The sequence below is a fragment of the Nocardia sp. NPDC005746 genome (assembly GCF_040630785.1).
GTDB lineage: Bacteria > Actinomycetota > Actinomycetes > Mycobacteriales > Mycobacteriaceae > Nocardia.
In genome coordinates, this window is the sequence record NZ_JBEXYE010000016.1 from 125105 (window position 1) to 149273 (window position 24169).

At 70.6% G+C, this 24169-nt stretch carries 1 protein-coding gene; it reads left to right on the forward strand.

The window, feature by feature from the left end:
- Positions 1 to 15 precede the first annotated feature (15 nt).
- Positions 16 to 24093: a hypothetical protein gene (locus tag ABZ412_RS26860; protein ID WP_357285186.1), complete on the forward strand. Its 24078-nt coding sequence runs from the start codon at positions 16 to 18 to the stop codon at positions 24091 to 24093.
- Positions 24094 to 24169: the final 76 nt, after the last annotated feature.

Sequence of the window (24169 nt, forward strand, 5' to 3'; positions counted from 1 at the left end):
GTGGGTTAGTGGCGTATGACCCTCCACCTGCCTTCGGAACTCGAATGGCTCGGCTACCTCGTGGGCGTGGAATGGCCCGAGGGCGACGAGGACCAGATGTGGGCGCTGGCCGAGGACTGGCGCAATGCCGCCGCCGGGCTGCGCGACCAGATCTCGTTCATCACCGATGCCAAGTCCGCGACCCTGGCCGCCTATGTGAACGGCGACGGGCGCGACGAGATGGCGCAGCTGTTCGACAAGCTGGCCGCACCGGCGAGTGGCGATGGCAAGGGAAATTCGATCCTGGATCTGGCCCAGCATTTCCAGCAGCTGGGTGATTCGGTCGAGGAGACCGGCACCGAGATCCAGTACACGAAGCTGATGTTCTACTCGTCGATCGCGATGGCGCTCGGCGAGATCATCATCGCGTGGCTGTGGCCGCCGACCGCTCCGATGGTGGAGGCGATGATCGTCGCGGCCACGCGGGTGGCGGTGCGGGTAATCGGCCGCGCGGCGCTCGACCGCATCCTCGCCATCGCCGCCCGGATGGGCATCACCGCGGTCGTGAAGTTCGCGATGCGACACATCGTGATGAACACGCTGCTCGGCACGCTGCAGGACTACGGGATTCAGCAGTACCAGGTCGAGACCGGGCACCGGAAGAACGTCAACTGGACGCAGGTCGGCGTGACGTCGATCAGTTCTGCCGTCGGTGGCGCGGTCGCGGGACCGATCGGCGGGGCGATCGGCAACTCGCTCGGCCAGCGTGGGATGAACCGCTATCTGACGGGCCTGATCACCGGCACCAGCGCCGGATTGGTGGGCGGCGGAGCGGGTTTCGTCGGCGCGACGGCCGCGCAGTTCGGCTTCGACGTGGCACAACACGGCTGGGACCAGGCCGTCGAGAACGTGAAGAACACCCACTTCGACCCCCGCATGCTCACCGGCGGCATGTTCCAGGGCGGGCTGTCGGGTGTGAATCACACTGGGGCGCATACGGTTTGGGAACCGAAGGTCACCCGCATGCACGCGGGGATCACTCCCGGTGACCTCACCCTCGTGGGTTCGCGCCCGGACACTCCGGGCGTCAACGGCACCGGCGGAGGCCACGACCCGGGAACCAATGGATCCAATGGCTCCAACGGGTCTGACGGCTCGAACGGTTCTCACGCACAGGGCGGCGGCCCCGGCTCCGACGGCACCCGCGTTCATCCGGCGTCGGTCGACGGCGGCGAACCGACCGGCGACCCCGGCGCCCGTCCGACCGGCGACGGCAGCACCGCGCACCCCGACGCCAACGGCCAGAACGGCGGCGGCGTCACCGCCGATTCCCGCACCGCCGATCGCAACACCCCCACCGACCAGGGCGGCGCCACCCAGACCGGCCCGTCGAACACCTCGGGATCGACCCCGCAAACCCACGTCGGCACCGACACGAACGGCGCGGGCGGCGCGCCGGCCAGCCACCCGCAGGCGAGCGCACCCGAATCCTCGGCCCCGGTGCAGAGTGGCGTCCAGGGCGGCGGAATCCACGACACATCCTCCGCTGCAACGACTTCCAACGCCGGTGCAAGCGGCGGAAGCTCGACCGCCCCTGGGTCTTCGACGTCGGGAGGGTCATCCAGCGCAGGTGGCTCGTCCAGCGCCGGCGGCTCCTCGAACGCCGGTGGCTCGTCGAACGCTGGTGGGTCGTCGAACGCTGGTGGTTCGTCGAATAGTGGTGGAGCCCCGGCGAATACCGGCGGCGGCTCGTCGAACTCCGGGGGAGCCACCGCGAATACGGGTGGCGGTTCTTCCGCAGCGGGCGGCAGCTCGTCGCCCGGAGCCAACGGACCCGCTACCCACGCGGCGTCCGCCCCGGGTGGCAGCTCGCCCGCTTCCGACGCGTCCGCACGCGCGGGATCGACCGGCGGACCGGCAGATCCGTCCGCCACCGGCGCCCGCGCCGGTGCCCCCTCCGCAACGCCCGCCGGAGCGACTCAGGGCTCAGGGGCCTCGTCTCCCGCCGGTGCGACCGCCGCGAGCGGCTCACCGTCGTCCTCCCCCGTCGCCGCCTCCTCCGGCGGCAACGCCGCCCCGGGCTCGACCACCCAGCACGCCGGCGGCGCACAGCAATCCGCCACCGCCACCCCGGACCAGCGCGCAGCCGCCCCCCGCGCAGGCGAGGCGGCCACAGCCCCGAAGGCTGACGCCCCGCGAACGGACGCCCCGAAGCCCGACGCCCCGCGCGCGGACGCTCCGAAGTCCGATACGCCCCGAGCCGACACTTCCAAGTCGGATGCGCCACGGTCGGACAGCCAGCGTCCCGACTCCACTCGCACCGACGCTCCGCGTTCCGACAGCCGCGCCGGTGCCTCGGACAGCCGCACGGGCGCCCCGGAACCGCGCTCCGAAGCTCCGCGTCCCGAATCCACCGGTGAGGATTCCCACCCAAGTTCGCGGCCCGAAGGCGACCAGTCCGAATCGACCACCACCCGCCCAGGCGACCACGAGATCGCTCCGGAATCGGAAAAGACCAGTGGCAGTGGGGATTCGACCCATCCCTCCGACACCACGCCGCCGCGCGAAGGCGCAGACCCGACCGCCGACAGGCCGGACGCCCAAACCGACCACCGTGCCGGCGAGCCCACGGAATCCCGGAAGCCGGTCGACGACCAGCCCGCCGAACCGCCCGCTGAAAGCAACCACCCGGAACAGCACCCGGAGTCCCGCCGTCCCACCGACCAGCCGACCGAGGCGCGCCACGACGACCAGCCTGGTGCGCGTCGTGACGAGGACACCCCGGATACCCGCCGTGAGGGCGAGCCGACTACACGCCGCGAGGATGAGCCTGCGGCCCGCCGTGACGACGAGCCCAACACTCGCCGTGAGAATGAGCCGACGGTCCGTCGTGAGGATGAGCCCAACGCTCGGCGTGATGATGAGCCCACCACGCCGCGTGGGGATGAGCCGGAAGTTCGGCGTGATGACCCCGCTGCCCAGCGTGATGGTGAGCCGGAAGCCGATCGCGGTGACGAGCCTGTCGTCCGGCATGAGGATGATCCGGCGGCCCGGGACAACGATTCGGTGCGTCCCCGTGATGAGGACGCACGCGAGGACTCGGTCAGGCCGCGGGATGAGGACGCACCCTCGGAGACTGCGGATCGCCCACTGCGGGATGGGCGGGAGCCGACCGCCGACGAGCCGGTGCGCGAACCGGATTCGAACCGTCACGAGGACGTCCCCGCCGAGGAGAAGCGGCCGAGCGGGGAGAAGTCGCCGCCGGATACCTCCGAACCGGTGCACGACGACCCGGCGCACCGCGATGCGGACAGCCGGGATCGTGGCGCGCGACCGCAGTCGGAATCCGCTGACCCCGAACGTGATTCACACCAGTCCGATCGGGATCGGCGTGCAGGCGATGGATCGACGCCCGAAGACGGCTTCGTGGTCGCGCCGATTCCGCTGGGCGACGGGCCGGAGGTTCGCTCGCACGAGGGTGAGCGCCGTGCACCCGGCGAGCGCCCCGTTGGAAACGAAACCCCGGCCGCGGCCAAGGCGCGCCCCGAGCCCGCCGATCGCGGCGAGTCGCGGCGTGGAGCCCCGCCGGAGCGCACCGACGGTCACAAGCCGCACCCCGGCACCCTGGACGATCCGTCGAACACTCATGTCCGCGAAGAGGATTCGACCGAGCCCGCGCCCCGCGATCCGGACACCGTCCGGGAGAAGTACCGCGGCCGCTGCGGCGAACTGGCCCTGCGCCTGCTGCGTCAGATCACCGGCAACGAGTCCATCCACCCGCCGCAGCGCCGGGTCGGTCCGGAGGGCATGCGCCTCGAGGAGCTGGTGGCCGGTGCGGGCGGCAAGCTGGAGGACTTCCCCAAGGGCCACGAGGGCATCGCGAACCGCCTCCGCAAACTCGGCGACGGCGCATCCGCGCTGGTCGTCGACCGCTATGCCGGACCCGTCGACGAGCACGGTGTGGGCGCGCACGCCTACCTGCTGGTCAACGAGGGCGGCGATATCGTGGTCAAGGACCCGGCCGCCGGGCTCGACCACGGCTTCCCGCCGCGGGTGCCCAAGGAGACCCAGGGCGTCCACGCCATCCTGTTCGACAGTGACGGCAAGGCGGTTCACCGGCTGAAGGATTCGGTGCGTGCCGGACTCCTGCACCTCGCGGATGTCCATGTCGGTGAGACGCACCCACCGCGTGATTCGGACGACACGAGTCCCGACGAGGCAACCCCGCGTCCCGCCCGCCCCGAGAACACCGGCGAGGATGCACGTCGGCCTCAGGACCGCCGCGAGGACGTCGAGCGTCCGCGGCCGCGCCGGGACGCGGATCCCGGTCGCCGCGTGGATGATTCACGTCCCGATGCGGATCATGGTTCCGGCGCAGGGCATCCCGGCGACGAGCCCGCGCCCGACTGGTCGCACCGGCCGCAGGACGTCTGGTCGACGCTGGATCGCGACCACATCGCCGAGAAGCTGCACGAGGACTGGGATCTCGACGTCACCGGCTTCGACAACACCCGTGTCGATGTCGAGGTGCTGCGCGAATTCGCCCGTGCCATCGAGGACATGTTCAACCGGTTCCCGGACACCGAGCTGATGGAAGTCCGTATCGGCAAAATCGATGACGACAGTGTGTTCGCCGAGGTGGTTCCGGGCCGTGACGGGAACGTCCACTTCGCCGACATCCTCACGCTCAATGAGCATTTCGCCCGGAAGCCCGAAGAGCTCGCCCGCAGGGTCCGGCTCAATGAGGAGAACGGCCACCTGGTCCCGGGTTCCGGCGACCGCCCGGTCTATTCGACGATCGTGCACGAGTTCGCGCACGCCATCGACTTCACCAGCCAGATGAAGGCCCGCGTCGACGCTTTCGAGGCGCTGGAACGCCATTTCGATCGCGTGTACGGCGGGGATACCGAGGAATTCCTGGGCTGGCTGCACGACGAGCTGAGCGGCTACAGCTTCGACGAGAACGGCATGTACGACCACGCGGAGGCGCTGGCCGAGGCCTTCACCGACGTCGTCCTGAATCGCGATCTGGCCAGTGAGCCCGCCCAGATCCTGCACGACCACCTGGCGCGGATCTACCGCGACCACGCCGCCGACAACCCGGTCTACGAGCGAGAAGCCCCCGAACACCGCTCCCGGCCGGTCGACGAGGATCCGGGCCCGGCCGCCCGCCGCGACCGTGTGCCGGAACCGCAGCACCCGGACCGCAGGTCCGAGCCGAGCCCGCACGCATCGCCCCGCGACGACGAGGGAGCTGGCGGCGAGAAGGCCTCGCGCGAACCGGAATTCGTGCTCCAGCCGCCGGAACCGATCGAAGCGCCCGCGGTCGTGGACCACTGGACCACCCTCGATCGCCAGGGCGTGCAGGATCGGATCAACATCGACCTCGGCATCGAAACCGCCGGCTTCCACGTCATCGGCGACGTGGAGGCGCTGCGGGAGCTGGGTCGTGCTCTGGAAGAAGGGATCGCCGACAATCCGGGCATCAAGCCGCGCCGCGTCGAAATCGGCCCGATTCCCGGGGATACCGAGGTCCTCGCCTCCGCGTTCGGCGTGCGGGAGACGGACGGCAGCGGACCGTGGCGGCCCGACCGGATCGTGTTCAACGACCGGTGGGCCTTGGATCCCGCGGGTTTCGAACAGGGGATTCGGGAGTCGGTCGCCGCTGGATTCCATGTGCCGGGCTCCGACGAGCGGCCGATCTACGCGGTGATCGTCCACGAATACGGACACCTGCTGGACTATTACGGCCAGATGCAGGCTCGCGAGGGTCTGGCGAGGGACCTGGCCGACCGGTACGCGGAGACCAATGCCGGCGCCGACTTCGCCGAGTTCAGCGACTGGCTGCATCGCGAGCTGCCCGGATACGCCTTCGACAAGCACGGCCTGCTCGACGAGGGGGAGGCCCTGGCCGAGGCGTATCGCGATGTGAAGCTCAACGGCGACAACGCGTCCGACCTGTCGAAGATGATGGTGGACCGGTTGCGTGCAGCCGCGCGTGACGCCGCGGGCCTGCACGCGCAGGACCCGGCCGCGCCGCGCGAGCACGGCTCCGGAGAAGGTCGTCAAGACCAGCTGGGCTCTCATGAGGAATCCGGTGTCCCGCCGGAAAAGCCTGCCACCCAGCGGGATCCGGCCGATCCGGAAGGCTCCGTGCCGCCCGAGGACGCGACCGATCCGGCTCCGGCGCACCCGCCCGCGGATTGGTCGCCGCGCCCCGACGACTTCTGGTCGGAGCTGGATCGCGACGGAATCATCCGCGAGATGAAGGACCTGTTCGGCATCACCAGGTTCGAGGGCTTGGACAACACGTCCGTCGATCCGGAGGTGTTGCGCGAGTTCGCCCGCGCCCTCGATGACGTCACCGGTCAGAACAAGATCACCTTGCGCGGCATCGAGATCGGCGAGCCGGTCTTCGAGGACTCCCTCGCCGAGGCGACGAGCGTGCGCAACGCTGACGGCAACGTGATCACCGAGAAGATCGTGGTGCGCCTGGAACACGCGCTGAATCCGGCCGAGATGGCCGAGATCGTGCGGAACGGGGAGGCCGCCGGTTCGTTCCCGCGGGGAGCGGGCGAGCGCCCGATGTACTCGGTCTTTCTGCACGAACTCGGTCATGCGATCGACCACGCCGGAAACCGCGCGTCGCATGCCGAACTCGCGAACGCGCTGCTCGACCACTATGTGCGGACACACAGCGAGACCACGCCCGTCGAGTACCTCGGGTGGCTCTCGCAGCTCTCCGATTACAGCTTCAACGCCGACGGCTCGATCAACCACTCCGAGGCGCTCGCGGAAGCGTTCGTCGACGTCACCCTGAACTTCGACCACGCCACCGAACCGGCCAAGGTCCTCCACCGCCTGCTGACCGACCGCGCCGCGGAGAATGCCCACCTGGTTCGCGATCTCGCGCAGTCGGCCGAGCCGGTCACGACAGCCGGCGACGAGCAGCACGGCACCCCGCCCGCCGATGCGCGCCCCGACGCCATCCGTGGAGACGATCACCCCAACGCTGCACACGCTGACGATCGCCCCGAGGACGTACGCGCCGACGACGGGAAGCCCGCGCCCGAACCGGATCTGGTGCCGTCGCCGGAGCCGACCGAGGTCCCGGCGATCGCCGACCACTGGTCCACCCTGGACCACCAGGACGTCATCAACCGCATCGAGAACGAACTCGGCATCCCGACCGTCGGTCTCCATCTCGCGAGCGATGTCGAAACGGTCCGCGAATACGGCCGCGCGCTCGAGGACATGATGGCCCAGCACCCGGGCGTCAAACCGAAGAGTGTCGAGATCGGTCGCATCCCCGAGGATCCCGACGCCATCGCGGGCGTCTACCCGAGCCGCGAGGACGGCCGGCTGGTCCCCGGCCGCATGGTGTTCAACGAGCGATGGGCCACGGACGCCACCGGTCTCGACGCACGTATTCACGACAAGGTCGAGCAGGGCAAGCATGTCGCGGGATCCGATGCGCGGCCGGTGTATTCGGCCATCGTGCACGAGTTCGGGCACGTGCTGGACTTCGCCGGTGAGCGAGCGGCCCGCCACGAGCTGACCGACATTCTCGCGGCGCACTTCGAGGCCACGCGCAACGGTCCGCTGGATGTCGACGCCTTCACCGAATGGCTGCACCAGCTGCCCGGGTACGCCTTCGACGAGAAGGGCGCCCTCCACCACGGTGAGGCGCTGGCCGAAGCCTTCCGCGACGTCACGCTGAACGGCCGCGACGCCGCCGAGCCGTCGCAGGTGATGTACCAGATGCTCCGCATCGCCGCGCAGGACACGGGGGTCCTCCAGCCGCACGGCCTGACGGAACATCAGTCCACCCCCACCGAACATTCTTCTGCGCCTGCTGAACGTGAGTCCGCGCCTGGTGAGCGCGAGCCCGCGAGCGCCGACTCCGATCGCCGACCCGACGCGGACGGCCGTCCCGACCTCCTGGGAGACCGTGACTCGTCCGGGGATTTGTCGGAATCCAACGACCCGAACCGGCCCGAGCGTTCCGACCAGAACCAGCCCGACCCGCGCGAATCCAACGAGCCGCCCACCGGTGCCGAGGAACCGGCCCAGCCCGACGATCCGGGCGCGGAGAGACCGGCTCTCGAATCCCGCACTCCCGCAGCGGAACCGGAGGTAGGCGACGCACGCTGGTTCGACCAGCGGATGGCCGAGCACGCCGACTTCGCCGCGGACATGGAGGCCAAGCACGCCCGCTTCCTGCACGAGATGGCCGATTCCGCGCCTCCCGGCAGCACCGAGGAACGCTTGTTCCGCGAGCAGGCCCGCGAAGTCGACGACATGGCCCGCAGCTCCGCCGAACGCGCCGACCGCCTGTGGGCGGACCTCGGAGGCCGCCCCGACCCCGCCCCGGCCGCCCGCCCCGTCGGTGAGGAAGGCCCCGCGACCGGGCTGCGCACTGGTCAGGAGTCCGGAACCGGATCGCGCGCAGGGCAGGATTCCGGTGCCGAGTCGCGCACTGGCCAGGACCCCACGCCCGAAACCTCCGCCGCGGGCGATGGTCAGCCGCCGAACGATGGGCCGCCCCGCCGCTCCGCAGCCACCCCGGACGACCCGGACGCCTGGTTCAACGAACAGCGCGCCATCCAGGCCGACTGGGTCGCCCACATGGATGCCAAGCGCGCCAAGTGGTTCCACGACATGGCCGACCAGCTCGAGCCCGGCAGCCAGGCGGAGCGCGAGGCGCGCTTCGAGGCCCGCATGGCCGACGCCGAGGCCCGCCTGTCGGCCCTCCGCGCCGAGTACATGTGGGACTTCGCGGGCGGCCGCCAGGAACCCACCCCAGGCGAAGCCGCAGCCAAGCAGCCCGCGAGCAGCTCGTCCAGCGATCCGTCCCGCCCCACCCCTCCCGGCCCGTCCGCCCCCGTGCCGCCCTCCACGACCGCACCCCGCTCCGGCGACGGTGCCAGGTCGGACGGCACCGGCCCCCGGTCGAAACCGCTGGGCACGAACCCGGACGAGACTCCGACCGTCGAGGTCAAACGCACGGGTGCGAACCCGGATGAGACTCCGACCGTCGAGCTGAAGCGTCCGGACCAGTCGAATCCGGATGAGACTCCGACCGTTGAGGTCAAGCGTCCGGACCAGTCGAACCCGGACGAGACGCCAACCGTCGAGGTCAAGAGGCCCGAGCAGTCGAACCCCGATGAAACTCCGACCGTCGAGCTGAAGCGCCCCGAGCAGTCCAACCCGGATGAGACTCCCACCGTGGAGATTCCGCGGCCGGAAGCGGAGTCGCCCAAGCCGCCCGCCGATCCGGCCGAGGCGTCACCCGGATTGCAAGCGGCTCTCGATCGTCTGCGCGCGGCGGATGCCGAGGCCGGGGAGCGCCCGCGCTCCCTGGAGGACCAGGTCTACGGCGCGCGCCTCACCGACGCGCTCGGTGTGGTCGAGGCGCTGGCCAAGCGCCCGGACGCGCTGTCGGCGTTGCGGCATCTCGCTGAAACCGCTGCGGCCGAGGGCTTCTTCCACGATCCGGCGAATGGTCTGAACACCCGTCCGCACGCGCCCGAGGGCGGGGAGCCGCGCACGCTCGCTCTCGAGGAGCTGCGCACCGAACTCCTGCACCGTCTCGGCCTGCCCGAATCCACGCCGGACGACCTGCTGCCGCGGATCGTGGGCGACGAGCAGCTGCGGAACCTGTTGCGCGCGGGCGGAATCGAGGCCCTGCGCGAAGCGGTGTTCCGTCATGACAACGCGACCGGCCCGGAACGCGAGCGCGCCGCCCGCACCCGCGATGGCTGGGCGGACCTGCTCGGCGTCGACAAATCCCTGCTCGACCCGGCCCGCACCACCCCCGAGCAGCGCCGGGCGGTCCTCGACGAGCTGCGCGGCGAAACTCTCCGTCACGCCGGCGATGTCGCGGACCTCATGGTCGCGAGCTTCCACCACCCGTCCTCGGATCACACCCACGTGGTCCTGGAGGCCGACGGTGAGCGCGTCCACATCCGCGTGACCGAGGACGCCGACGGCAACAAGCGCGCCGAGGTCATCCAGCGCCCCGACCTGCCGCGCGAAACCCCTGCGGAGACAAAGGAACCGGAGAAGAAGCCGGGTTGGCTCAAGCGCGTATGGCGGCGCATGATGCACGGCTACCACGGTCAGTCGCCCAAGTACCCGTCCGGTTCGGGCAACGACTCCAAGGGCCAGACCATGCTGGCGATGGAGATCGGCTACGTCACCCACGACGAGGCGCTGCTGCATCTCAAGGACAAGTTCAACCCCGCGCGCATCCTCAAGGAGAGCGCGACCCTGTGGAAGGAGCGCGAGCGTCTTCCGCTGATCAAGCATCTGACCGCGCGGGTCGCCGATGTCGCCGGGACCCTGATCCCGATGCGCACCCGCGACGGCGGCGAGTACCGCCCGTGGGTCACCGAGGCCGATCCGCGGATTCGCGCCGAGGTGGAGGAGACCCTGCGCGGCGCGAACATGCCGATCGAGTCGGAAATGCCGGAGCCGCAGCACGAGCCGCTCGATCGCGGGCCCGTTCTCGATCCGCCCGCGCCCCGCGAGTGGAGCTCCGACCTGCCACAGCCGCTGGTCGACGCGGTCACCACCCGCGACGCCGCCCTGGCCGATCTGGTCCGTCTGGCCCGCGGCCTGCGTATCGACATCCCCGACGACAGTCCGGAAACCCTGCGTCGCGTGGTGAACGAGGCCGTCTACAAGCTCATGCGCCGTGCGGGCGCGATCGAGGCGTTGCGCGATGTCAGTGAGCGCTGGCTCATGGAGGACGCGCAGATCCCGTTCAGCCGCGAGGTCAGCATCTTCGACAAGGATCCGCTGGGCCGCTATCTACGGGAATTCGCGCACGCCGAGGCGATTCGCACGGAGGAGGAGAAGGCCGCGCGCCGCCGCGAGGAGGCGGGCGTCGGTCCGGACGACGATTCGCTGGAGTTCCGTCCCCGTCGCCCGCGCGCCTCCTTCCTGGATCTGCAGGGCGTCAACAATGGCGGTGAGTGGCCGCGCCACTTCGACGACGCGGACGAGGAGCTGTCCGGCCGGCGCGAGGGCCGCCTGTTCGAGGACGCGTTGCGCCGCGACCAGATTCAGGACGAGCGCTCGAACTGGGCGCAGCTGCTCGATATCGGATTGGACCGGCTCGGCACCGAGGCGGACCTGCGGCGCGCCATCGCCGAGGCCCGGATGGGCGTGCGCGACGAGGGGCGCGGGATCGCCGAACTCGACGCGGCGGTCCAGCATTTCCTCGATCTGGACTCCGATGCCCGCCGGCACGCCGCCGATCTGGCCGAGGCGGCCGCGCACGACTGGGTGAACGAGCACGGCGGCGTCATGCTCGATCCGGAGCGCGGGCTGGCGGTGCTCCCGGGCGAGCCGCGCCGCCTGGTGGTGATTCGCGGCGAGGCGGATCACGATGCGCGCCTGGTCGATTCGCTGTCCGCGCACCCGGAGATCCGGGAACAGCTCAACCGCGGCGAACTGCGGCTCGACTACCGCGTGGTCGGCCTGGACGGCAATGACCGGGTCCACGTCATCGAGGTGGATCCGCCGCAGATCCGCTTCCACGACGTCGAGGTCGACGGCGAGCGCGCACCGGTGGCGTTGCTGCGCAACGGCCTCGAGCCGTGGCGCATCGTGCAGCCGACACCGGAGGCCGGGGCCCCGCACGCCGAGCCGGCCACGGAGCCCGCCGCGCCGCGCGATCCGGCCGTGGTGCGCGCCGAACGCAATGCGGTGGCCGCCCGCCTGTCGGTCTACGACATGGATCTGGGCGCGAACCTGGACCGGACCATCGCCGACCTGCACCACGACAATGCGCTGCGCGCCGCCCAGGTCGAGGGCATGGCCGACTTCATTCGCAGCTCGGACGCCATCGACAACTTCCACGACCTGGACCGCACCCTCCAGCAGCTGGCGCATCGCCTGGGCCTCGACCCGGACACGCTGTCGCCGGAGAAGCTGGCCGCGGCGATGGCCGATCCGAACGTGCGCAAGGTGCGCCGCCTGCAGGCCGTCGACGACCTCATCAAGTACGCGAAGGTCCTGCGCGAGAACATCGACGAGAAGGCGGTGCTCGCGGCCCGCAAGGAGCTGGCGAACCGGCTCGACGTGGAGCCGGACGACCTGTCCCCGCGCAAGCCGAAGACCAAGGACGGCGAGGTCATCGGGTTCACGACGGACTCGAAGAACACCGACAAGCACGCGCTGCTGGACGCGATCCACAACCTGCTGCGCGACTCCGCCGACCGCCCGGAACTGCTGGCGGCGCTGCTCGAATACAGCAGTGTGCTGGGCGATCTGGACCCGTTCCGTCAGAACCTGCGCTACGACCCGCTGACCGACCCGCGCGCCGTCGACGGCGAACTGCCGATCCACGACGGCGACGCCCCGGCGGCCCTGCGCGCGTTCATGAACGACTCCATGGGCGAGCCGCCGCTGTCCGACAATCCGTCGGCGGCGGCCACCGTGTGGTCGCGCCTGCTCGGCGTGCACATGAACGACTTCGCCCGAACGGTCAAGATCTACACCGAACAGCTCGGCGGCCTGCACGACCGGGTGACCCCGAAGCAGTTCGCGGATGTCCTGACCACACTGCGCGAGACCGGCGACTCGACGGTGGCCTACGAGCGCTACCGCGACAGCGCCGCCGACCCCACCAAGATCCTGACCAAGGACCAGCTCGCCGATCTGGTGCGCGGTGTCCGCAATGCGCGGTACGCCGAGGTGTACGAGGCCTACCGCGACGGCAAGATCGAGAAGCACGAGCGGCTCAGCGCCAAGGAACTGGCCGCCACCATCGACGAACTGCGCGCCGACGTCCGCGCCCGCGAGGCCGACATCAAGCTGCTGGAGAAGCTGGCCGCCGAACACGACGCGCTCACCAAACCGCGTCCGCCCGAGGGCCCGCCGCGTGACCCGCGCGCGGTCGCCACCGATCTGGCCGCCGCCCGGCACGAACTGCAGATCGCCGCCGAGGGGCGCGACTACGCGCAGGGCCGGGCCTACCGGGAGAACCCGGGCCCCGGCTTCCGGCCGCTGCGCGACGGCGATCTGACGCCCGAGCGGATGCCCGGCACCAACGACTATCTCGCCAACCGCCCGTCCGAAGAGGGCGGACAGTTGCCGGGTCTGGAGCAGCGCCTCACCGATCTGACCGCGGCCGTCGAGGAACACGACGGCGCGCAGTCCCGGGTCGACGACCTCGAGTCCGAGATGCGTCGTGCCGTCGAGGCCGGTGTCGGCCCGGACGAGTCGCCGGTCGACGCGTGGCGGCGTGAAGTCGACACGGCGCGAGCCGAATTGGAAGAGCTCGTCGCCGCCGACCCCGGCTTGGCGCGGCAGGGTCTCGACCGCACGCTCGCGGACATCGAACGCCTGTCCCGCATGCCCCAGCAGTGGGGCGACGTGTTCACCGACGAGCTCGTCCCGCTGCGCGACGCCGCGCACCGCTACGAACAGGCCCGAGAATTCCTGGCCGCCGCCGAGTCCGACGCCGCCGCGGCGGCGCGCGCCGCGGAAACCCCGGAACAAACCGCGGCCCGCGAATTGGCCTCGGCCCGAGAGGATCTCGCGAACGCCGCCCCTGCTGACCGTCAGGCCGCGCAGGACCGCGTCTCCCGCTGGGAGGCCGAGCACCGTCTTCTCGAAGCCCAAGCCGCCCACGCGGCCGACACCCCGCACCAGGCCGCCGACCGCGCCCGCACGGCCGCGCACGATGACCTCACCCGAGCCATCGAGGACTTCCGCCGCGCCACCGGCCTGGACGTCACCGAGGCCGAACTCGCCCCGGAACACCTGCGCGACACCGTCGACCGCCTCCTTCCCGAGGCGCGCGGCACCGTGCCCGAGGTGGTCGGAGCATTCGAACGACTCGAGAACGCGGCCCGCGCCCTGCACGACGCCGACGCCCTGACCGAATGGGTGGACGCCCACTTCCCGGAATCCGGCCACACCGGTCGCGAGGGCGAGGACCCCGGCGCTTCGGGCGCCCCCACTCGCCCGCAAGGCCCGACCCAGCCCAACTCCGACCCGTCCTCCGCCGCCCGCAATCCGGAGGGTGACGGCCAGGATGGCGGCTCTCATGCGTTGACGCACAACGACTCCGGCGAGACCGACGTCAATCAATCCTTCGCGCGGCGCGTGGAGGACGCGATCGCGGCGGGTGAGGCCGAGGTGGTGGTCCTCAGCACCGGTATGGGGCGGATGGCCGAACGGGTCGAGTTGGTCACCTTCGCTACCGAGCCGCCGACGCAGCTGATCCGGAAGATCGTCACCAATCCGCAGCACTCCCATGCCGAGGCGCTGGTCTCGCTGGTCGGCCAGGCGGTCGGCGCGAATGTGCCGCGGGTGCACCGGGTCGGGGACCGCGTGGTGTACATGGAGGTGATGCCCGGCGAGGTCGGTGCGGACCGTTTCACGACGCCCACAGCCGCGGGTCTGGAAGCGGCGCTGGCGACCCCCGACGGCCGCCGGCTCGGCCTGCTGGACGTGCTCGTCGGCATCCCCGACCGCAATCTCGTCAACTGGCTGATCACCGCGGACGGTCAGATCAGCGGTATCGACCACAGCCTCGCCTTCGGCGGCGGTCGACGCGGTGACGAACTGTCGAGCAGCCTCTTCGCCCGCCACTACGCGACCGAGGGCGCCGACGGCGAAATCACCTGGCACGACCATGATCTGAGCGCCGGAGACATGTCCGGCATGCGTACCCGCCTGGAGGGCCTGGCCCCCGAATTCGCCGCCCTGGGCCGCGACGACTGGCACCGCGCCCTGATGGATCGCTTCGACGAGGTCCAGCGCCATGCCCGCGCCTCCGACGAGGGAAGCGCCGGCGACGAAGGCGACCCGGGCCCCACCCCGGCGCGCCCGAGCAACCCGAAGCCGCCCGGCTCCAGCCCGACGGCGGCCACCCCTCCGATCGGTGCGACCCCGCCCGGCTCGGGTGGCGGCGGCAAGGAGCCCCCGAACCGAAACTCCTCCACCCCAGCGAATCCCGACCCCGACGAGCCGGGCAACTCCGGTCGAAACGGCGACCAGAACTCCACCCCGCCGTCGAAGCCCGGCGACGGGCAGACCGCGAAACTGCCCGAGGGCAGCGAGGACCCGACGGTCAACCTGTCGGCGGGCGGCGAGGATTCGACCAAGAAGCTGCCGGAGGGCAGCGAAGACCCGACGGTCAAGAACCCGCCGCCGGGCGAGGCGTCGACGTCGAAGATGTTCGAGGGCAACGACGACCCCACGGTCAACCTGTCGCGCGAGAACGCCTCGAACGAGCAGACCTTCGAAGGCAACGACGATCCGACGGTCAAGAACCCGCCGCCCGGCGAGGCGTCGTCCTCGAAGCCGTTCGAAGGCAACGAAGACCCGACCGTGCAGATGGAGCGCGGCAGCGAAGCCAAGCCGCCAGGGAGCGAAGACCCGACCGTCGAACTGCCCAAGCCGCCTGGGAGCGAAGACCCGACCGTCGAACTGCCCAAGCCACCGGGCAGCGAGGATCCGACCGTCGAGCTGACCCGGCCGAGCGAGGCCGCGACGCTCGAATTGCCGCGGGTGCAAGAGGAAGTGCTGCCGGTGGATCCGGTGGCTGACTCGCCGTCGCTGCAGGCGGCGGCCCGCTTCCTGCGGGAGGCCGTCAACGACCCGCTGGCCCCCGGCCGCGAGGTCAACGCGGTGCTGTTCACCTCGCGACTGATGGACGCGCTCGGCCTCGATACCGCCGCGGCCCACCTCAACGATCCGCTCGCCCATTTCCGCGAGATCGCCGAAATGGCCAAGGCGCGTGGCTTCTTCGGCGACCCTGATGACGCCGCCCCGCCGCTGCCCATGCGCGAGGCCGACGACTATCGGCCGCTGACCCCCGAGGAGCTCTACGGTTCCGAGGAGTACTGGCGCACCGAGGCGGACCCGGAGACGCTGCGCGCCATCGAAGCGCATCTGCGCGAGACCGGCCTGGACCGCCGGCTGGCCGAGCTCGGGGCCGAGGAGCCGACCCGGGCCCTCGACCCCGCCGCCACGAGGCGCGAATTGCCCTCGAGCGCCGCGCATCCCGAAGGCGGCGGCGAGCCGGTCCGGGAACGCCCGCTGGAAACCTGGTCGCAGCGACCGCACGATCCGGAAGGCGCCGAATCCCGGGTCTTCACCCTCGAGGAGTTGAGGAACCGCCTCGCCGGTGAGTTCGGCCTGTCGGAGGAGCACCTGCAGCGGCGGAACCTGCCGGAGCTCGCGGGCGACCTGCAGTTCCGGAACATGCTGCGGATCGGTGGACTCGAGGCCCTCGACCATGTGCTCAGCAGTCACGACGCCGCCACCGGCGCCGAACGCGAGCACCTGGCCCGGGTGCGCGACGAGTGGGCGCGCCTGCTCGGCATCCCCGAATCCGCCCTGGATCCCGCGCACACCACCGTCGAGCAGCGCGACGCGGTGCTCGCCGCCGCCCGCTCCGAGACCCTGCGTCGCGCGATGGATGTCGCCGACCTCATGGTCGCCGCCCTGCACGCGGATGCCGAACACGCGCACGTGGTCCTGGAGACCGACGGCGAACGCCTGCACGCTCGCATCGTCGAATCTCCGGACGGCACCAAGCGTGTCGAGCTGGTCCCGCGGCCCGAGCTCGGTCCGCTCCGTCCCGCGGCGAAGCCGTCGCCGAGCTGGATCGACAACCTGCTGCAGCGCCTGCAGCAGGGCTACCACGGACAGTCGCCGAAGTATCCGTCCGGTTCGCGCCTGGATTCCTCCGGGATCTCGCTGCTGACACTGGAATTCGGCTACAACGTCCTGCACGACCACGACTTCCTCGGGATGAAGCCCAACTTCAACCCGGTGCGCATCGGCAAGGAGATCCTGACCCTGTGGGAGGGTCGCGAGCACCTGCCGTTCGTGCGTCGCCTCACCCGCCGGGTCGCCGACATCTCCCCGCCGCAGATCCCCATGCGCACCGCGGACGGGGGGGAATACCGTCCGCACGTCACCGAGGCCGATCCGGTGCTGCGCGCCGAGGTCGAGGAGTCGCTGCGCCTGGCGGAGATGACCATCGAGTCGGAACTGCCCGAGCTGCGGCACGAACCGGTCGATCCGGTGACCGCCGAGCCCGAGCCGCACGAGTGGGGCACCGATGTCCCGCAGCCGCTGGTGGACGCCGCGGACGCCCGTGACGCCGCGCTGGTGGATTTCGTGCACATGGCCCGGGAGCTCCGCATCCCCCTCGCCGATGCCGATCCGCAGACCGTGCGCGCCGCGGTCGAGGAGGCGCGGTACCGGCTCATGCGCCGCGGCGGTGCGGTCGAGGCGTTGCGTGACGCCGGGCAGCGCTGGCTGCTCGAGAACGAGGTCATCCCGTTCAGCCGCGAGATCAGCATCTTCGACAAGGATCCGCTGGGCCGCTTCCTGCGCGAGTTCGCCCATGCCCGCGGCATCGAGCTGGAGGAACTGAAGGCGCGGGTCCGCCGCGAGGAGGCGGGCGTCGGGCACGACGATCCGCCGCTGGAACTCCGTGCGCGCGAACCCCGCCCGTCCCTGCTCGACGTCGAGGGCGTCAACAATGGCGGCGAATGGGTTCCGCACTTCGACGATGTCGACGAGGAGCTGGTCGAGACCCGCGAGGGCGCGCTCTTCAAGCACGCGCTGCGCCGCGACCAGATGCAGGACGAGCGCTCGAACTGGGCGCAGCTGCTCGATGTCGGGCTCGACCGGATCGAGACCCAGGCGGACCTGGATCATCTCGTCTCCGATCTGCGCATGGACATCCGCGACGGACGCGCCCGGATGCTCGATTTCGCGGCCCTGGCCGACCGTTTCCTCGGCGCGGACGACCAGCTGCGCGAGCGCGTCCACGAGGTCTCCGATCTGGCGGCCCGGGAATGGGCCGACGCCAACGGCGGTGTCATGCTCGACCGCGACCACGGTGTGGCGCTGCTCCCGGGCGAGAACGGCGGCCCCGAACGCCTCGTGGTGATTCGCGGCGACGGGGAGCACGACATCCACCTCGTGGACGCGCTCGCCGCGCACCCCGACGTGCGCCGGATGCTGAATCACGGTGAGCTGCAACTCGATTACCGCAATATCGGGCTCGACGAGCACGGCAACGTCCACCTGGTCGAGCAAGCCGCGCCCACGGTGCGGTTCCACGACGTGGACGTCGACGGCCACCCGCGACCGGTCGCGGTCATGCGGGAGGACGGCCGGGGCCTGCGGTTGGTGGAGCCCACGCCGGAACCGGTCGCCACACCGCACGAGGCGGGCAATGAACCGGCCGTACCGCGCGATCCGGATACCTTGCGGAACGAGCGCAATGCGGTGGCGCGGCGGCTGTTGCTCGAGGTGGACTTCGACCTCGGTGAGAATCTGGGCCGCACCATCGAGTCGCTGCGGCAGGAGCTTTCGCTGCGCGCCTCGCAGCTGGAGGGCATGGCCGATTTCATCCGCACATCGGATGCCATCGACACCTTCAACGATCTGGACGGCGCGCTGGGCAATCTCGCGAACCGCCTCGGCCTGGATCCGGAGCAGCTGTCGCCGCGTGCGGTAGCCGAGGCGTTCGGCGATCCGCGGTTCCGGATGGGGGAGCGGCGGCACCAGGCGTTCGCGGACCTGCTCGAGTACGCGGATGTGCTGCGCAAGAACGGTCATGAGACGGCGGTGCTCGCCGCCCGGGATCGGCTGGTGCGCCTGCTCGACGCCGATCGGGAGAACCTGCACGCTTCCAAGGCCGTCAAGGACGCCGAAAAGGTCGAGATCGTCGGGTTCGAGCCGGATAAGAAGACCACGGTTGCGGACACGATCGCCAGGGCCTTCGAGAACATGGCGTTCCGCCCGGACGAGCGCCGGGCGCACGCCATCGACGTGCTGACCGACTACATCGAAGCGATCGCCGCGCTCGACCCGCATCGTGACGGGCTGCGCTACGACCCGAGTACGGATCCGCGGGCCGTCGACGGCGAACTGCCCGTGCACGATCCGAAGGGCCGCGAGCTGCTGAGCTCGTTGTACGGCGACTTCGTCGGCGAGCCGCCGCTGGCGAGCGAGCTGATCCAGGCCGGAGAGGTCTGGTCGCGCCTGCTGGGCGTGGACACCTCCAATATCGACAAGACGGTCAAGATCTACGAGAGCCGTCTCGGCAGCCTGCACGATCGGATGAGTCCGGCGCAGCTGCGGGAGGTGCTGCGGACGCTGACCGACACCGCCGGCAACCGGGATGCGGCCTACCAGGTCTACCGCGACAGCGTCACGGATACACGGAAACTCCTCAGCTCCGACCAGGTTTCGGAGATCGTGCGGGTCGTGCGCAAGGCGCGCGACATCGAGGTGTACGAGGCGTACCGCGACGGCAAGATCGAGAAGCACGAGCGGCTCAGCCCCAAGGAGTTCTCCGCGGCGGTCGAGGCCATGCGCGGGGAGATCCAGGCCCGCAAGGCCGATATCGATCTGCTCGAGCGACTCGCGACCGAGCATCACAACCTCACCAACCCGCCGGAACCCGAAGCGCCGCCGCGTGATCCGCGCACGGTCGGACCCGAACTCGCGGCGGCCCGTCATGAGCTGCAGATCGCCGAGGAGGGCCTCGACTACGCCAAGGGCCGCATGTGGCGGGAGCGCGAGGGGGAGGAATTCCGCCCGCTCGGCAACAGCGATCTGACCCCCGACAATCTGCCCGGCACGCAGGACTACCTCGCCAACCGCAACCGCGCGGAGGGCGGCGAGCTGCCGGGCAACGAGCAGCGCATCGACGACCTGTCCACGGCGGCAGCGGAATTCGATCGGGCGCAGAACCGGGTACAGGACCTGGAGACCGAGCTGCGCCGCGGCATGGAGGCGGCCGCCGAGCCCGGCGAGACGCCCGCCGACGCCTGGCGGCGAGAAGTCGAATCCGCGCGCGCCGACCTGGAGGCGCTGGTCGCCACCGACCCGGCCGCGCCCCACGGCATCGACCACGCCATCGACCAGATCGAACGCCTCTCCCGCATGCCGCTGGCCTGGGGCGACATCTGGACCGACGAACTGGTCCCGCTGCGCGACGCCGTGCACCGCTACCAGCGGGCCGAGGAGTTCCTGGCCGCCGCTCGCACCACCGAGGCCGATGCCGTCGCCGCGGCGGCACGCGCCGCCGAGACACCCGAGCAGACCGCGGCCCGCGAACTCGCTACCGCCCGAGACGAACTCGCCGCCGCCGGAGCGCAGGGCGACACCGCCCGCCGCGACGCGGCCGCCGATCGCGCCGCCCGATGGGAAGCCGAGCAGCGCCGCATCGCCGATGCCGTGGCCGCCGACGCGGACACGCCCCAGACGGCCGCGCACCGTGCCCGCGAGGAGGAGCACACCGAGCTGCGCGCGGCCATCGAGAACTTCCAGCGCGCCACCGGTCTCGACGTCACCGAAGCCGCACTGGCCCCGGATCGCCTGCGCGCCACCATCACCGACCTGCTCGGCCGGGCGCACGGCAACCTCCCCGACGTGGTCCGCGCCTTCGACCGCCTCCAATCAGCGGCCGAGGCCTTCCACGCCGCCGACACCGTCGCCCACTGGGTCGACAACCACTACCCCGACCCGGTGCGCGCCATCGACCCCGGCGAAGGCGAACCCGGCGGCGGCCCGAAGCGCCTCGGCCCCGGCACCCCGCCCACCGACCCCACCGGTGGCGCCCCCGCCCGCCCCGGCCCCACCAAACCCGGCACCGACCCGGCCACGACAGCCAAGCAGCCCGAATCCGGCGCGCAGCCGATCACGCATTCGTCCACCACCACAACCCATTCCGGGGTGGAGGAGTCCGCCGGCCCGCACCACAACGGCTCGGGTCAGACGGGCGAGCAGACCCATACCCCGCCGGAACAGAACGCCGCGCCCGAGCACACGAGTGCACCGACCGGGTCGAACTGGGTGGTCGTCGAGCCGGGAACCGTTCATACCTGGTCGGATCCGGCGTTGGCGGCCTGGGCCGACGGCGCGATGGCTCAGGCCCGCGCTGCGGCCGAGCGGCACGATCTGATGATGACCGACCTGCACGCGATCGCGCGGGAGCTGGGCGTGAATCCGGATGGGCACGAACTGGGGATACTGAAGGACCTACTGATGTCGCGGGTGAACGAGGAGTCGCTGCGCCAGCAACAGCTCGGCCTGACGCCTCCGGGAACACCCGCCGAGGAAGGAATAGCGCGAAAGCACGCCACCGACCAGCGGGTTCGAGAGCTGGCGGACTACGGCAAACGAATTGCCCGGGCCACCAGCAAGGACGAGCAAGAGGCGCACGCCTTCCACAGAGCGGTCCAGGAGGCGGCGGCGAAGGACATCCTCACCACTCTCGGGGCGGAGATGTGGGGGAGCGGCGTCGGGATCGTGCACGGCAAGAACGACATCGCCGTCGTCGTCTCCCCGAACCCCGACCCCCTTGCCTTCCTCGGGCGGGAGCGTCAGGAAGTCCTTGCCAGGGACAACATTCTGCTTGTCGCAAAACTTCTCACCGTCGATCTCGACGGCACCATTCACGTCCACGACCTCGACCTTCCGAACCCCCCGCCGGCCCCGGAATCCACCCCGCATTCAGGCCCCCCGACCAAGCCCCCGGCCAGCCCAGGGTCCCCCGGTCGACCCGGAGGCCCTGGCAATCCCGGGACGCCCGGTCAGCCCGGAGTTCCCGTGACCCACAGTGCCTCTGGGCAATCGGTTGCCTCGGTGCATCCCGGCGTGGCTGGGCAATCCGGCGGTGCCGTCGAACCGACCAGCGCTGGCGGCCGAGGCGATGCCGCCCACAGCTCGCAGCCGACCTCGTCGACTTCGCCCACGCCGGAGCCGCCGACAGCGGTGGTCGTCTCCGAGGTGATCACACCTCCCGCTGATGTCAACGGCGCAGTCATGTTCGAAGGCGACCTGCCCTCGAACGCCGATTCCCGTCCGCTCTACCGCGGCGTCCCGCGCCTGCTGCCCGATGGTTCGGTGAGTCCCGCATACCTCGACGGCCTGCGTGGAGTGGTCGCGGCCCGTGGCGACGCCGATTTCGACTACGAAGGCCACATCTCTCACCCCTCCAGCGAGAGCGATGCCACCTCCTGGACCCGCGATCGCGCGATCGCCGAACACTTCGCCCATGACGACGGCCTCATCATGGAATGGCGCACCGGCGCACCCCCCGAAGACGCCACCTGGCGCTTCAAACCCACCTACGACCTCGACGACCTCCTCCACCAGGTCCTCATCCAGGGCACCCTCACCGACGCCCGCGCCATCCGCCACCTCCCGTCCGCGCCCGGTGACTCCACGTCCGCGGAGACGATTCAGCCCGCCGGTGCGGGAGAGCGCGGCAGCACCGACGGCACCGCAAAGCCGCAGGACGACAACGCTTCCCCGCTTCCGGCTCCCCAAAAGTCTGAGGCCTCCGGCGACACATCCGTTCCCACGAAGCCGACGCCTCCGACCGGAGACGATTCCAGCGGTTCGGAAAGCCAGGGTGCGCCTGGCGATCCGGCCAAGCCCGCTTCGGGTGATTCCGACGAGTCCGATGATTCCGGTGCGGCGGGTGACCCCTTGCATGTCGGTGCAGGTGATTCCGATGGGTCGGGTGCATCAGGCGACCCGATGCAGCCGGATCAGGGTGATTCCGATGGCGCGACCGATGGTTCCGAGCCCGCGGGTGCGGGGGAGTCCGGTGGTTCCGGCGGAACCGGCGAGCATGTCGGTTCCGGGCGTTCGAATGCGGATGATCCAGATGAATCGGGTTCCGGCTCGCCCTCGGAACCGGATGCGGGCGACGGCGACCGCTCCGATGGCGACGCCTCGGCCAACGACGACACCCCATTCCGCTACAGCCCGAACTGGCGCTCGCACCTGCCCCTCGTGCCGCACCAGTTCGACCCGGAGTTCCCCGACTACACCCCGAAGCCCCCGGAGCAGCCCGCCCCGTGGACCCTGCCCCCGGACCCCAACCCACCCCACACTCCTCCGCAGCCGCACCAGCCGACGCCACATCAGCCGACGCCACAGCCGCACCAGCCGCAGCCGACCCCGCACCAGCCGACGCCGCAGCCCCATCAGCCCACGCCGCCGCAGGTGCCGGTCCCGCCGAATACACCGCAGCCGCCTCATATCCCGCAGCCGCCGAACCTTCCGAAGCCCCCGCACATCCCGGGTGCGCCGCAGCAGCCGACCCCGCCGCAGTGGCCGCAACTGCCGCCCAACCCCGGCGCGCCGCAGTGGCCGACGAATCCTGGGATGCCGCAGGTTCCGACGAATCCGGGCATGCCCCAGGTCCCGGTGAATCCGGGCTGGCCGCAGTTGCCTCATCAACCGGGAGGTCAGCCGGCAGATCCGGGGCTGCCGCAGCAGCCCTCGCGGCCTGGCGTGCCGAACTGGCCTACGAATCCCGGTCTGCCGCAGGTCCCGGCTGACCCGGGTTGGCAGCATCAGCCGGGCGTGCCGCAAACGCCCTCGAATCCGGGTGGGTCGCATTTGCCGCAGTGGTTGACGGATGCGATGGGGTCTCGGATGCCCGTGCAGCCGGAGGCGCCGCAGCAGGGGCATCCGCATACCGATCCGGGTATGCCGCGGTGGGTGGCGGATTCGTCCGATGGCGGGAATCCGGGTGTGAATGGCGGCGGGCACGCGAGTGCCAACGGCGGCAACGGGATTGGCAACGGTGCCGGCCAGGGGTTCCCTGGTGGCGCGCCGATGATGCCGCCGCAGGGGGCGCCGGGTGGTGGGAACGGGAATGGGTCCCGTGGCAACAGCCGGTTCCCGCGGGCGTCGGGGCGTCCTGCTTCCGGTGGGCAGATCTATCTGCGGTCGCATTCCGGGTTCGGCGAGTACGTGTTGATGGATCCGATGACGGGGCAGTTGAGCGCCGCGCCGGTCGGGACCGGTGCGCCCGCGGGTGTGTTCGATGAGCTGGATGGTTTGCGGGTTGTTTTCTACCGCGATCCGGCGGCGGGGCTGGTCTTGCGGGTCGGTGATCAGGTGATCGAGTTGGATCGGATGGCGGCGGGGGCGTTGTGGGAGCGTTCGGGGCAGGGCTTCGTGCGTCTGCTGGTCGGCAGTCCGGGCGACGTGCGGTGTGAGCTGCGGTACAGCGAGCGGCCGGCGGACTCGGACCTGGGTTTGCTGATTCGCGATGTGCTGTCGGATTCGTCGCGCCGGCTCGGGATCTTCGGGTGATCGCCGGTGAGGTGTTCGCCGATTTTTACGGTTCCGGCAACCGCACGGTTGTCCCAGGTATGTGATGCTGACAGTT

What these genes read in the sequence shown, in the direction of transcription:
- ABZ412_RS26860 (WP_357285186.1), top strand. Translation starts at nt 16, where the DNA reads ATGACCCTCCACCTGCCTTCGGAACTCGAATGGCTCGGCTACCTCGTG.